The organism is Solirhodobacter olei (genome assembly GCF_004010155.1).
GTDB lineage: Bacteria > Pseudomonadota > Alphaproteobacteria > Rhodobacterales > Rhodobacteraceae > Solirhodobacter > Solirhodobacter olei.
This window is the reverse complement of record NZ_RRYH01000044.1, coordinates 1-13,729: the sequence shown is the minus strand read 5'-3', so window position 1 is coordinate 13,729 and position 13,729 is coordinate 1. Positions and strand designations below refer to the sequence as shown.

At 62.3% G+C, this 13,729-nt stretch carries 11 protein-coding genes; 10 read left to right on the top strand and 1 reads right to left on the bottom strand.

Annotated elements, in window-relative coordinates; translation table 11 throughout:
* Positions 1 to 61: 61 nt before the first annotated feature.
* The 4 genes from EIP85_RS20910 to EIP85_RS20895 are packed head-to-tail and all read left to right on the top strand — an operon-like array spanning position 62 to position 4,860.
* Positions 62 to 1,816, top strand: coding sequence for an FAD-dependent oxidoreductase (locus tag EIP85_RS20910; RefSeq protein ID WP_127904160.1), 1,755 nt, complete (start codon positions 62 to 64; stop codon positions 1,814 to 1,816).
* Positions 1,809 to 3,587 (top strand): thiamine pyrophosphate-binding protein, encoded by a 1,779-nt coding sequence (locus tag EIP85_RS20905; protein ID WP_127904159.1) that lies wholly within the window; start codon positions 1,809 to 1,811, stop codon positions 3,585 to 3,587. The genes EIP85_RS20910 and EIP85_RS20905 overlap by 8 nt, the downstream gene beginning before the upstream one ends.
* Positions 3,588 to 3,618: 31 nt before the next feature.
* Positions 3,619 to 3,987 carry a cupin domain-containing protein gene (locus tag EIP85_RS20900; protein ID WP_127904158.1) on the top strand — a complete coding sequence of 123 codons (369 nt, stop codon included), beginning with the start codon at positions 3,619 to 3,621 and terminating at the stop codon, positions 3,985 to 3,987.
* Positions 3,988 to 4,020: 33 nt separating this feature from the next.
* On the top strand, positions 4,021 to 4,860 hold the full coding sequence (locus EIP85_RS20895) for an IclR family transcriptional regulator (protein ID WP_127904157.1): 840 nt from the start codon (positions 4,021 to 4,023) through the stop codon (positions 4,858 to 4,860).
* Between the two features lie 6 nt (positions 4,861 to 4,866).
* Here the strand turns inward: EIP85_RS20895 and EIP85_RS20890 are convergent, their stop codons facing one another.
* Positions 4,867 to 5,862 carry a LysR substrate-binding domain-containing protein gene (locus tag EIP85_RS20890; protein ID WP_127904156.1) on the bottom strand — a complete coding sequence of 332 codons (996 nt, stop codon included), beginning with the start codon at positions 5,860 to 5,862 and terminating at the stop codon, positions 4,867 to 4,869.
* A gap of 185 nt (positions 5,863 to 6,047) precedes the next feature.
* Between EIP85_RS20890 and EIP85_RS20885 the strand changes: the two genes are divergently transcribed.
* The 6 genes from EIP85_RS20885 to EIP85_RS20860 all read left to right on the top strand — a co-directional run.
* Positions 6,048 to 7,313, top strand: a complete 1,266-nt coding sequence (locus EIP85_RS20885; protein ID WP_127904155.1) for an ABC transporter substrate-binding protein — start codon at positions 6,048 to 6,050, stop codon at positions 7,311 to 7,313.
* Positions 7,314 to 7,416: 103 nt separating this feature from the next.
* A complete protein-coding gene (locus EIP85_RS20880) occupies positions 7,417 to 8,295 on the top strand; it encodes a branched-chain amino acid ABC transporter permease (protein WP_127904154.1) in 879 nt (292 codons plus the stop codon).
* The gene (locus EIP85_RS20875) at positions 8,292 to 10,823 is read left to right on the top strand and encodes a branched-chain amino acid ABC transporter ATP-binding protein/permease (protein WP_127904153.1); all 2,532 of its coding nucleotides are present in this window, start codon (positions 8,292 to 8,294) and stop codon (positions 10,821 to 10,823) included. The genes EIP85_RS20880 and EIP85_RS20875 overlap by 4 nt, the downstream gene beginning before the upstream one ends.
* Before the next feature lie 22 nt (positions 10,824 to 10,845).
* Positions 10,846 to 12,303 (top strand): aldehyde dehydrogenase family protein, encoded by a 1,458-nt coding sequence (locus EIP85_RS20870; protein WP_241560125.1) that lies wholly within the window; start codon positions 10,846 to 10,848, stop codon positions 12,301 to 12,303.
* A 34-nt stretch (positions 12,304 to 12,337) separates the two neighbouring features.
* Complete coding sequence (locus tag EIP85_RS20865; RefSeq protein ID WP_127904152.1) at positions 12,338 to 13,057, top strand: SDR family NAD(P)-dependent oxidoreductase; 720 nt, start codon at positions 12,338 to 12,340, stop codon at positions 13,055 to 13,057.
* Between the two features lie 332 nt (positions 13,058 to 13,389).
* The coding region (locus EIP85_RS20860) for an FAD-binding protein (RefSeq protein WP_127904151.1) at positions 13,390 to 13,729 on the top strand (340 nt) is incomplete at its 3' end.

Below are 13,729 nucleotides of genomic sequence, written 5' to 3'. Positions count from 1 at the left end.
CAACTTTTACATTGTCGCAAAAATGCAGGCGCGAATTTAGCCGCGGGGGAGACGTCACAAGGTGCAGTTAGAGGCGGTGGACAGCGGTCGGAACGACTTTGATCTTGTCGTTCTCGGCAGTGGAGCAGGCGGTCTTACAGCCGCGCTTACCGCCGCGCTCGAAGGGCTGCGTGTCGTCGTGCTGGAGCATGCGGCGCGTGTCGGTGGCACAAGCGCACGCTCGTCGGGAACGGTCTGGATCCCGGACAACCATCATCTCCGTGCGCGTGGCGTCGAGGACGATCGGAAGAAGGCCGAAGCCTATCTTTCGGCATTGGTCGGCGGGCATGGCGACGAGAGGATGTGGCGCGCGTTCCTCGATGCCGCGCCTCGCATGGCGGAGGATCTGGAGCGCCGGGGCGGCATTTGCTTTTCGCCGCTGATGGAGTCGCCCGATTACCGGCAGGATTGCTCCGGCGCGGCACTGGGCGGCCGGGCCATCGCGCCTCTGGCGTTCGACGGGCGTCTCCTTGGCAGGGAGTTCGCGAGACTCGACTGGCCGCTGCCCGAGCTCATGTTGTTCGGCCGCATGATGATTACGCGGCCCGAAGCGCAGGTGTTGCTGCGGTTCGACCGCTCGCCGCGCGCCGCATGGCTGGGGGCGCAGCTCGTTGCCCGATACGTCTTGGACCGGCTCGGATATGAGCGGGGTACGCGGCTGGTTCTCGGCAACGCTCTGGTCGCACGCCTGCTCAAGGCGGCGCAAGATCACGGCGTTGACGTCCGGACCGGCGTGGAGCCGCAGCGTTTCGTTGCCGACGCCGGCAGGATTGTGGAGCTTGTCTGTACTGAGGGCGGCCGCGAGACGCGCTACGAGGCCCGCAGGGGCTTCGTGCTGGCCGGGGGGGGCTTCCCTGCGAATGCCGAGATGCGCTCTCGCGAGTTGCCGCAGCCAACACCGGACCATACGCCGGCCGCCCCTGGCTGCGACGGCAGCACACTGGCATTGGCGCTGGTGGCCGGGGCAAGGCTCGGACCCTCGGGGCGCGACAACGGTCTTTGGTTTCCCAGCTCGATCTCAACCCGTGCCAATGGCTCGACTGCGGTGTATCCCCATATCGTGCTTGACCGTTCAAAACCCGGGCTGATCGCGGTCGATGCGACGGGTCGGCGTTTCGTTAACGAGGCCGTATCTTACCATGAATTTGTTCGCGCCATGTACGCGTCCGGCAACCGCGCCGTCCCGGCATGGCTGGTCTGCGACCGTTCTTTCATCAACAAGTACGGGCTTGGAATGGTCCGGCCACGCACCCCATCGCTAAAGAAATTCGTGCAGAGCGGGTACCTGCGCGAAGCAGCTTCCATCTGTGAGCTGGCCAAGTTGATCGCTGTTCCTGGAGAGGCCCTGGTCGGGACCGTGGAGCGCTACAACACCTTCGCGCAAACCGGTGTGGATGCGGATTTCGGCAAGGGTGAGACAATCTACGACCGAAGCAACGGCGACCCGGCCGTTGCGCCGAACCCCTGCATTGGCTCGATCGCGGCTGGTCCGTTCTATGCCGTTGCGGTTTGGCCGACGCCGCTTGGAACGAGCCGCGGGCTGGTGGCGGATGCCGGGGCTCGAGTGCTCGGCACCGACGGCGCACCAATTCCGGGGCTCTACGTTTGCGGCAACGACATGCAATCCGCCTTCGGCGGGGAATACCCAGGCGCCGGAGCCCAACTGGGCCAGGCGATGACATTCGGCTGGCTCGCCGGGCGGGATGCCGCAGGCGTGCCTGCGGCAGATCTATCCGAAACCAAATCAGATCGAAGCGAGGTGAAGGCCCATGGCTAAGCGCAAAGGCGGCGAGTTGATCGCCGAATTCCTCATAGGCGAGAAGATGCCCTATGTCTTTGGCATCTGCGGACACGGCAATGTCGGGCTGCTGGACCCGCTCTACGAGAGGCGCGACGAAATCAAGCTGGTCTCTCCGCGCCACGAGCAGACGGCGGTGCACATGGCCGACGGATTTTTTCGAGTGAGCCACCAGCCGGTCGCCACGCTGACCTCGACGGGGCCGGGCTCCGCCAACCAGATCATGGCCCTGGCCGTGGCGCAGACTGATTCCTCGGCGGTGTTCTCTATCACCGCCAATGTCCCGACCTCGCAGTTCAACCGTGGGCCGTTCCAGGAACTGAACATGCACCACCAGGCGGACTTCGATAACGTCATCAAACCCGTGGTAAAGCGCAGCTTTCAGCCGACGAGGGTGGAGATGCTTCCACTTGCGATGCGCCAGGCCGCGACGACGATGACGACGGGTCGGCCGGGGCCAGTGAACCTTGATGTGCCATACAACCTCTTCCAGGAAGAGGGCGAGATCAGCAACGAGGCGCCCAGCTCCGGGTTGGGCAATCGGCGCAGCGGCGCGAGCGAGGAGGATGTCGCAAAGGTTGCCGACTGGCTCGTTTCCGCCGAGCGCCCGGTGATCTTCGTCGGCCACGGCGTCACCTTGTCCGAGGCCGGGGAAGAGCTGACCAAGCTCGCAAAGCGGCTCTCGATCCCGGTGATCAGTTCGCCTAACGGCATGGGCACGATCGACATGCGCGATCCTCTCTCGCTGGGCTTTATCGGACGGAACGGTGCCTATGCCGCGAACCAGGCGGGACGGCATGCCGATCTGGTGCTCGCCATCGGCGCGCGGTTCGACGACCGCTCTGCGTCGTCGTGGAAGCCAGGCTATTCCTGGAACTTTCCCGCGACGAAACTCGTTCACGTCGATGTCGACCATGCCGAACTTGGCAGAAATTATCCGCCGGATCTTGCCATCCTTGCCGACGCCCGGGCTTTCCTGAGGCAGATCCTCTCCGAACTGGACCGCCGCGGAGTGGGTGGCGACGCACGGCTTGTCGGTTGGCTTGCGGACATCGCCGGCTGGCGCAAGGAATGGGAGGCGTTCATCGCCCCGGGCTTCGAAATCCATGCAAGCCCGATCAGGCCAGAGCGGATCGTCGCGGACTGCCGCAAGGTATTGCCCGAGGATGCGATCATTTCGCTCGATTCTGGCATTCATCATAACTGGTTCATGCAGTTCTGGGAGGCCAGGCGGCCTCAGGCGATGCTCAATACCTGGGGCTATTCAGGCATGGGCTTCGGGCCGAGCTCGATCCTGGGCGCAAAGCTGGCCGCGCCCGACAAGGTTTGCGTTTCAATCTGCGGTGACGGCGGCTTTACAATGGTTCCGCACGTTCTGTGCACCGCAGTGGAGTACAATATCCCGGTCATCTGGGTGGTTTGGAACAATTTCGCCTGGGGTGCGATCCGCGATCTCCAATATGCCTATTTCGACGGTCGGGAATACGGCACCGCTTTCCGCCATGGCGCCAATGGCGAGCCCTACAACCCCGATTTTGCGGCCTGGGCGCGGGCGGCGGGGGTTGATGGCTACACCGTCACTCGCTCACAGGACTTCGCTGGGACGCTCGAGCAGGCGGTCGCCTCCGGGCGGCCTGCGCTGATCGATGTCCATGTTGATGCCGAAATCCGTCCGCCTGCCACCGGAGCGTGGGAGCTTCCGCCGATCCCGCCGAAAGAGCCGGTCTTCGGCGGACCGTGGCGGCCGTGAGAAACAGACCCGATTCAAGGAGGAATCCCATATGAGCGACACCTACAAGGCAAGCATTCGCCAGATCGCCGAGGAGCCGTGGCAGCAGTTTCCCGGCCATTTTGGCAGCGCGCTGTCGAAGGCGCTCGTCCATCCCGAAACGACCGGGTCAAAGCTGATCGATTATCGTATTTCGACTTATCAGCCGATGGCCTATGTTGGACGACATGTCCATAAGGTGCAGGAACAGGTCTACCATGTCCTCGATGGTGAAGGGATGATGGAAATCGGGGAGGAAAAGCGGATCGTGCGCAAGCACGACGTGATCTTCATTCCGCCAGGCGTCTGGCATTCGATTACCAACAATGGGCTGGGGGACCTGACCTTCATAGTGGTCACGACGCCGGTTACCGACGAGTAACCCCCGGTGGCGGTGCAGCGGAAAGCCAGAGGCATGGGCGGGCCGGCAGCCGAAAATTCGGCTGCCGCTGCGCCTCCGGGCGCTGCGATCTCGGCGAAAGCGGCGAGGGGCGGAATCCAGTCGCTGGAACGGGCGGCGGCCATCCTCGATGTCATCGCCCGGTCGCCCGATGGCATCGGGCTGTCCGAGATTAGTCAGAAGGTGGGGTTGCACTCTTCTACCGCTTTTCACCTCCTCAAGACGCTGGTCCACATCGGCTACGTGGTCCAGAGCAATGAGAGCAAACGCTACCGGGTCGGTGCACGAATCTTCGGCCTCGCGGCAGGGGCGCTCGACGATAACACCTTGCTCGTGTTGGGCGCACCGGTGCTGGAACGGCTGAGTGCGGAGACCGGCGAAGCGGCCCACCTGGCAATTCGCTCCCAGACCGATATCTTGATGGTCGCGCGGACTGCAGCGCCCGGTTTGCTGCAACTGGCGGATCGGCCGGGGGCGGTGCGGCCTGCCCATGCGACGGCGATCGGCAAGATGCTGTTGGCGTCGATGCCAGTGGAGCCCTGCCGCGCGCTCGTCCATACACTTGCGCTGGAGCGCTACACGCGAAACACCATCACCGAAGCGGAGACCCTCCTGAACGAAATCGAGGACATCCGGGCCTCCGGCATGGCACATGATCGGTGCGAGTTCGACGGCGACGTTCGCTGCATTGCCGTTCCGGTTCGCGATTTCGCCGGGCGCAGCATCGCGGCAATGGGAATTTCGGGCCCGGTCTGGCGAATGGGCGAGGACGCCCTGCCCGGAAAGGCCGTCGTTCTCGAGGCAGCCGCCGCAGAGCTTTCCGCCCTGCTCGGCTTCGCGGGTGTCGTGGGCTGACGAAGGCTATTCCGCGGCGTGTCGGCCGGCGCCGCTGCCCTTAACGCCGGGAAGGATCCGCTCCTGAGGCACCTTCTCGAACCCCGACCAGCCGGGATCCTCGATCAGACTGCTTACCGTTTCCTTCAACTCTTTCGCCACGGCGGCGGCCGCGCTTGTCAGGCGCCCTGTCGGAAGCGAATAAAGGAAGTTCCGGCGGCGGAAACGAAGATCGGAAAAGCGCAAATAGCGCCAATTCCTTCCGCGTGCGCCCTCCTGCATGATGGCGCCCATCGGCTTGATGGTCGCGCCCATGCCGTCATAGACGCAGTTCATCAACAGGGCGAGAGAATCGATTTCGGCAACGACATTGATGCTCAGGCCGCGGTTCTCGAACTCTGCCTCGATCCGCTGGCGCAGCCCATGCGAGCCGGTCGGCAGGATCAGGGGAATCTGGGCCGCCTCGGCTACGGTGATCGTCTTGCGCGCCGGCGGCACCAGCCGGCTTTCTTCCGGCAGCATCAGGAACAGTTCCTCTACCTGCAAGGGCTCGACCGTGAAATCGGATGCGGCATCCTTGGAGAACAGGACGGCGAGATCGAGCTGGTCGGCGCGCATGAGCTGGCCGATATGCCCGCTCATTCCCTCAACGACATTCAGGAGAATATAGGGATAGTTTTCGCGGATCCGACGCACCAGCGGTAGCCCGATTGCCGCGACGGTGGTTGCCGGCAGGCCGAGCGTAACCATCCCCTGCACGCCTCCTGTCTCGCTGCGCGCGATCGACAGGGCCTGGTCGAGCTGGCGGATCATGAAGAGGGCGTGATGATAAAGTGCGAGGCCGTTGTCGGTTGGGGTCACGCCTTTCGACGAACGGTGCAGAAGTGGGCGGCCGACCTCGTCCTCGAGTTTACTCAATTGCTGGCTCAGCGCAGGCTGAGCCACGTTGAGTTGGCGCGCCGCTTTGGACAGGCTGCCGCTTTCGACGATCGTCACGAAATAGCGAAGTGGACGGATTTCCATGACACCTTCCTCCCAGCGCGAGGTATAGGTAAAACTTATACCAAGTGTCAACAATCTGTATTTTCGCTTTGCGCCGGAACATTTTAGTATCCTGCCCTATCAGGCCGAATTCCGTTTGCCGAGGGGGTGCATGCGGTCAGCCAGATGATTTTGTTATCGCTAAACGCGATGAGGGAGGAAGAGGAATGTCAGAACAAAAGCTTGATCCAGACGCCGGTCCGAGCCTCGTGTCCCGCCGTGCCGCACTCAAACTGAGCGCGGGCGCAGCCGCCGTTTCGGCTTTCGGGCTGCCGTCGATCGTGCGGGCTGCGAGCGACACGATAAAGATTGGCCATCTGACGCCGAAGACCGGCTTCCTCGGTGCGCTCGGTGTCTATGCGACCAAGGGGATGGAACTGGCCGTAGAACAACTCAACGCTGCCGGTGGCGTGAACGGGATGAAGTTCGAGCTTCATTCGGAAGACTCGATCAACCCCGACACCGCCGCCACAAAGGCGCAGCGGATGATATCGGAAAACAAGGTCGACTTCCTGATCGGCGAGATCTCGTCGGCGTCGGCGCTGGCAATTTCGCAAGTCGCGGCGCGGAACAAGAAGCTCTATTATTGCGTCGGTGCGCGGTCGGACGTGCTGCGCGGCAAGAACTGCTCCGAGTACATGTTCTGCACCGACATCCCCAACACCGTAATGGTCAATGCCGTGGGGAGCGCGCTCCTGCGGCGCGGTATGGTCAAAGGCAAGCGCTTCATGACGCTGACCGCGGACTATGTCTTCGGCCATGACCTTCTGGCTGCGGCCAAGAAGTTCTTCGCCGACAATGATGCGACGCTCGTGACCGATGCGCTGGTGGCGACGGACGTCACGGACTTCAGCCCGTTTCTTCAGAAGGTGCGCCAGGTCAAGCCCGATGTCGTCTGCTTGAACCTCGCGGGCAACCAGACGACCAACTTCGTCAAGCAGTATGCAGAATTCGGTCTGACCTTCCCGACGGTCGGCTTCAATCTGAACACGGCCTCCGCCTGGGCGGCGGGCCTGGGTAACCTGACCGGGACTTGGCCCACCTCTTGGTACGACACGCTCGACACCCCCGGCTCGAAGGCTTACGTGGCGGCTTTTCAGAAGAAGTTCAACACGATGCCCGAGAACCAGTCTTGGGTGTCCTTTATCTCGATGAAGATTGCAGCGGAGGTCATTGCCAAGACCAAGTCCCTCGCGACGGCGGATATGATCAAGTATCTGGAAACAGAGGCGAAATTCGACATCCTCAAGGAGAGGAAGGCGTATTTCCGCAAGGGCGATCACCAGCTGATCCAGGAAGCCTATCCCTTCACGGTCAACCCCAATGCCAAGAATGTCTATGACATGATCGTTCTGGGCAATGCGGTGCCAGGGCCAAACCAGCCCCTGGACTCGATTTACCCGACCGTGGCCGAAGGCGGCTGTAAGCTCTGAACCCTGAATGCCGGGTGCGGGTTGTCTTTCCGGATTCCCGTACCCGTCGACCGTGGCGATCACCGGCGCTGCAGAGTGTCGGCATTCTTAGGCTGAACCGAACATGGATTTCGTCTTTCTGCTGCAACAGGTGGTAAATGGCCTCGTACAAGGCGGTTACTACCTGCTGGTGGCTCTGGGTCTTTCACTGATCTTCAGTGTGGGCGGTGTCGTGAACCTTGCGCATGGCGCCTTCTTCGCGATCGGCGCCTACATCGCGGTGGAGGTGACGAAATACCTGGGCTTTGGCCCGGGTGTCATCATCTCGCCGATAGCCGTCGCACTCCTCGGCATTCTGTTCGAGCGCTTTATCCTAAGGCTTTTCTACAACCGTGATCCGATCCTCGGGTTGCTCGTAACCTTCGGGCTGGCGATGGTCGTTGAGCAGATGATCCGAATGGTCTGGGGGGCCGCGCCGGTACCCTACGGCATGCCACGGTCGTTACATGGCGCGGTCTTCGTGGGCAACTTCATGTTCTCGCGGTACCGGCTGCTGTTGCTCACAATCGTTCTGGTGATACTGGCGGGGCTTTGGTTCTTGCTGCAGAAGACGATGTTCGGCCGGGTTGTGCGCGCCGGAATCCAGCGGCCGGACATGGTTGCCGCGCTCGGAATTCGCCTGCAACCCTACATGCGGAGCGTCGTCATGCTTGGCGTCGGCCTTGCGGCACTGGCGGGAGCGCTCTTTGCGCCGATCACGACAGTTGAACCTTCAATGGGCTCGAGCGTCGTAACCGTGGCCTTCGTCGTCGTCATCATAGGCGGGCTCGGCAGTTTCTGGGGCGTCGTTCTCGCGGCCTTCCTCGTTGGGGTGGTGCGGGGGGTGACCGTCTACTTCATGCCGGCCGGGGCTGAGGCCTCGATGTATGTCCTCATGTTCGTCGTCCTGATCCTGCGTCCGCGTGGGCTGCTGGGCGAGACGATAGAGAAGTTCGAAGCATGAAGCGGTTCCTTGAGATCTACCGGCCGTTGCTGATTGCGGCCCTCGGCATCGTTGTGCTGCCCTTCGCGTTGCAACTGGTTGGCCTGACGTTGAACACGGCGACTGTCCTCGTGTTCCTCAGCATTGCCGCGTTCGGTCTGAATCTTCTGGTCGGCTATACGGGCATCGTCTCCTTCGGCCAGAGCGTCTGGTTTGGGGTCGGAGCCTATGCTGCGGCAATTTCGCAGAAATATTGGTTCCCGGGCGAGATCTACCTGCCAACGCTTTTCGCCATGGCCTTTGTCGGCGTTGTCTCGGTTCTGCTCGGTCTCCTCATCTTGCGACGGCGCGGTGTCTATTTCGCCCTTATGACCCTGGCCCTTTCGGCGCTGACCTACACGGTCGCTTTCCGATGGACGGCGCTCACCGGTGGCGAGAATGGTTTCGGCGGACTAAAGCGGGGCTATCTCGGCCCATTCAGCCTGGACAACGAGCTCACTTATTACTGCTTCGTCTCGGCAATCGGGCTGGCGGTTCTCTACGTCCTTCTGCGGCTCTCCCGCTCGCCTTTCGGCCACGTCTTGTTAGCGATCCGGGAGAACCAGAGGCGCGCCACCTTCCAGGGCTATTCGGTGCATCACTACAAACTGGCGGTCTTCGTCCTTTCGGCGATCGTCACGGCACTCGCCGGCGCGCTGTCGGGCTTTCAGCACTATATCGTCTCGGCCGACGGCACCTCAGTCGAACTGTCCGGCGAATTTCTCGCCATGGTGGTGATTGGAGGCATGCACAACATCCTCGGGCCGGCGTTGGGGGTGATCTACTACATCGTCTACCGTGAGCTCCTCTCGATCTGGACGGATAACTGGCTGCTCTATTTCGGCATAACCTTCGTTCTCTTCGTGATCTTTGCGCCGGGCGGACTCGTCAGCATCTGGGGCATGATCAGGCGGCGCATCAATCCGCCAGCCGTGGGGGCCGCCGCGATGAGCAAGCGGCGGATCTACGAGGGCCTGCCGTTGCCTGCCTTCCTCGCACCCGAGGCCAGCAAGGGCGACGTGCTTGAAGTTGTCCAGGTTTCCAAACGCTTCGGCGGCATTCAGGCCGTAAAGGATGTCAGCCTCAGCGTGAAGCAGGGCGAGGTTCATGCCTTGATCGGGCCGAATGGCGCAGGCAAGACGACGCTGTTCAACCTCGTCTCCGGCATGTTCGCTCCGACGAGCGGCACCGTCCGGTTGAACGGAGAAGATATCCAGGGCGTCAAGCCGGATGCGATATGCCAGAAGGGCCTGGCCCGGTCGTTCCAGATCACCAACCTCTTCGGCAATCTTACGATCGAGGAAAATCTTCGGCTCTCGGCCCAGGCACGCCAGAAAGGCAGGTATAATTTCTGGCGCGATATCGACAGCTACGAAGAGGTTAACCGTGACACCGCCGAACTAATCCGGTTCCTCGGCCTCGAAGGGATCGAGGACACCTATGGCAGTGACCTTTCATACGGCGGACAGCGGCTGGTCGACCTCGGCGTGGCGCTGGCTTCGCGGCCGCAAGTGCTCCTCATGGATGAGCCGCTCGCAGGCCTCGCTGCCGCTGAGCGTGAGAGGGTCTCGAACCTCGTAAAGACGATCTCGAAGAACATCCCGATCCTCATCGTAGAGCACGACATCGATCGGGTGCTCGACTTCTCCGACGAAGTTACGGTGATGAACCAGGGCGAGGTCTTAATGAACGGCGTGCCCGACGCCGTCCGAAACGACAAGCGCGTCCAGGAAGTCTATACAGGGACAGGCACACCTGCCGTGACCGGGCGCACCGAGGGCAACAAGGCGAGCCAGAAGGTCGTTCTGAAAGCCGAGCAGCTCAATACCTATTACGGCAAGAGCCACGTGCTGAACGATGCAGCGCTCGAGGTGCGCGAGGGCGAGATAGTGGCGCTTCTCGGCCGCAACGGTGCGGGAAAGTCGACGTTCCTGAAGTCTCTGTCAGGGCTGGTGCCACCGAAATCTGGCAGCATCCTTTTCGAGGGCGCAGAGATCGCTGGGCTTGCTGCCGCCGACATCGCCCGGGCCGGGATGGGATACGTTCCGCAGGGCAGAGGGCTCTTTAGCGGCATGAGCGTCGGGGAAAACCTCGCTCTGGGCCGGCTCGCGCGGGCGACCGATGGCAAGACCGGGACGGTGTGGAGCGAGGAGAAGATCCTCGAGATGTTTCCGATCCTGAAGACCCGCTACCGTACGCCTGCCGACTACCTCTCGGGCGGGGAGCAGCAGATGCTGGCTGTCGCTCGGGCCCTGTCCGGTAACGTGCGCCTTCTTCTTCTCGATGAACCCTTCGAGGGGCTCGCGCCCGCCGTGGTGGAAGAGCTGTTCCGTGTCTTTGACCGGCTTCGACGCGAACTGCCCATCGTGATCGTTGAGCACAACCTCGATCTTGTGCTGGCCCTTGCAGATCGCGTCTACGCGCTCGAGCGCGGGGAGGTTTTCCACAATGGGCCGGCCGAGGATCTTTTGAATGACCTGGATTACCGAAAGGAAATCCTTTGGCTCTGAGCATGTGTGAAAGGACGACATCGTGACCGAGTTGAAAGCCGATCATCGGATGCAGAGCGACGGCGAGTACAACCTGCTGATTGGTGGCCGCTGGGTGCGCGGTACGGGTGGCAGCATAGATGTGCTGGACAAGTACCGTCTGAAAGCCTTCGCCACGGTAAGCGGGGCTAGCCAGGCCCAAGTAAGGGAAATGGTGGACCTCGCTCATGCCGCTTACCGAAAGGGCGCGCCGGTGGCGTACGAGCGCGGCGCGATACTTGATCGGGCTGCCCGACAGGTTGAGGCGCGCAAAGAGGAATTCGTCAAGGCGATGCAAGCCGAGGCAGGCTTCACCCGGTCCGACGCTTTGGGAGAGGTGCGGCGCTGTCTCGAAACTCTAAGGCTGTCTGGAGAGGAGGCCCGCCGCCTCGCGGGCGAGGTCATCCCGATGGAGGGCGCGCCGCAGCAATCAGGCCGCTTCGCCTTCACCCTTCGCGTGCCGCTCGGCGTGGTGGCGGCGATCACTCCGTTCAACTCGCCGCTCAACACGGTAGCGCACAAGATTGCCCCGGCCTTTGCCGCAGGGAACGCAGTGATCCTCAAACCCTCGACCAATACGCCGATCACGGCGGCGCTGCTCGCCGACGCATTTGTGGAAGCCGGGGTGCCGGCAGGGTTCCTATCGCTGCTCCTCGGCCGCGGCAGTATCGTGCGCCATCTCATGGAGGACCAGCGCGTCCGCTTCTTCGCCTTTACCGGTTCGACCGAAGTCGGCGAGATCATCCAGCGCGACGCGGGTTTGCGCCGAACGCAAATGGAGCTTGGTTCGATTGCCTTCACGCTGCTCTGCGATGATGCCGATCTCGACCGTGCCTTGCCCAAGGTGGTCAACGCCGGCTACCGCAAGGCCGGCCAGGTCTGCACCTCGGTGCAGATTCTGCTGGTACAGGAGAGCATCGCAAAACAGGTTACAGACCGTCTTACCAAAATGGTCGGTGCGCTGGCCTATGGCGATCCCTATGACGACAAGACCGTGGTTGGGCCCCTGATCAGCGAGGCTGCGGCGATCCGGGTCGAGGCATGGGTCGAGGAGGCCGTTGCGCGCGGGGCCAATCGGCTCGCCGGGGGCGCGCGCCAGGGTGCTGTTCTGCCGCCGACGCTTCTATCGGGCATCGACGACAACATGAAGGTCAGTTGCCAGGAGATCTTCGGGCCGGTGGTATGCATCGTACCATTCTCGACGCTCGACGAGGCGATCAAGCGGGTCAACGCCACGCCTTACGGGCTTGCGACCGGCATTTTTACGAACCGCCTGCTCGATGCCTTCTCCGCTGCTCGCAAGCTCGAGGTCGGCGGTGTGCATGTCAATGAGACGTCGAGTTCGCGCGTCGACGTGATGCCTTATGGCGGATCAAAGGACAGCGGTTTCGGCCGCGAAGGGCCGCGCTACGCGGTGCATGAAATGACCGAGGAACGGGTCGTGTCAGTCTCCACCTGGTAGACCCAATGGCCTGCCAAAACTTTGAGGAAATACAATGAGTAAAAAGATCGCAATTGTTTTCGGCGGCACCCGCGGCATTGGTGCGGCGACGGTCAAGGCGCTGGCGGAAACCGGTTTCGACGTCGCCTATACCTATGTCAGCACGCCGCCGGAGGACCTTCCGACCGGCGGGGAGAATATCAAGGCCTACAAGGCTGATGTTCGTGACCCGGACCAAGTGGCGAAGGTTTTCGCCAATGTCGAGGCAGATTTCGGTGCCGCGCCGGATTGCGTGGTGGCGAACGCGGGCATCAATGTCCCGCCTGCGCCAGTCGGACAGTTCGACGCCGACAACTTCCGCCGCCTGGTCGAGGTCAACATCGTCGGTGCGTTCAATGTGCTGCACGAGGCGGCGCAGAAGGTCGCGGATGGCGGCACGATCATCGGTCTGACCACGTCGATGGTCCGCATTGCGGTGCCCGGTGGCGGACCCTACACCGCGTCCAAGGCGGCCGTCGAAAGCCTGATCCGCTCCATGTCGAAGGAATTGGCCCCTCGCGGTGTCCGGGTCAACGCTGTGGCGCCGGGGCCGGTGGACACCGACCTGTTCCGTTCCGGCAAGGACGAGGCAGCGGTGGCGCGCTCAGCGGGCATGAGCCCGTTCAACCGTGTGGGGGAGGCCGAAGAGGTGGCCAACGTTATCGCCTTCATCGCTTCGGACAAGGCATCCTGGGTGCATGGGCAGATCGTTCAGCCGAATGGTGGCATGGTCTGATTGAGTGCGATGAGTTTACTCGCATTTGGGCAGGCAGGGGGGTGTCTTGCGTTTCGGGTTGACCCAGCGCTCCCCGTTCCCCCACTTCAAGACCCATCCCAGGACCATCCGCCTTGCCGCGACGATGTATCGGCGGCTTGCGGCTGGCCCTGCACGACGTCGAGCGCTCGCCGGCGAACGAGGATCGTGAGGTTTCCCTGGTTGAGACAAGTTCACATTCGTCCGACAGCAACGCTGGTCCGCGCGGGCAATTTTTGCATGCGGTTGAATACAAGCCCATCGAAATCAAAAAGCGAGTTGTAGTGGGAAGACCGCAGATCATGAACACACCGATGTCACGGCCCGATGTGCTGGTGATCGGCGGCGGCAATGCGGCACTCTGCGCGGCGATCGCAGCCCGGCGGCACGGGGCGGAGGTGCTGGTCCTCGAAGGTGCGCCGAAATTCTACCGCGGCGGCAACACCCGCCACACCCGCAACATGCGCTGCGCCCATGACACCGCCACCGGCCACCTCACCGGGCCCTACAGCGAAGCGGAATTCTGGGACGACCTGCGCCGTGTCACCCAAGGCAAGACCGACGAGGACCTCGCACGCCATATGATCGCCCGGTCCAAGGACATGCTCGGCTGGATCGCCGAACAGGGCGTGCGTTTCCAGCCCTCTCTCGGCG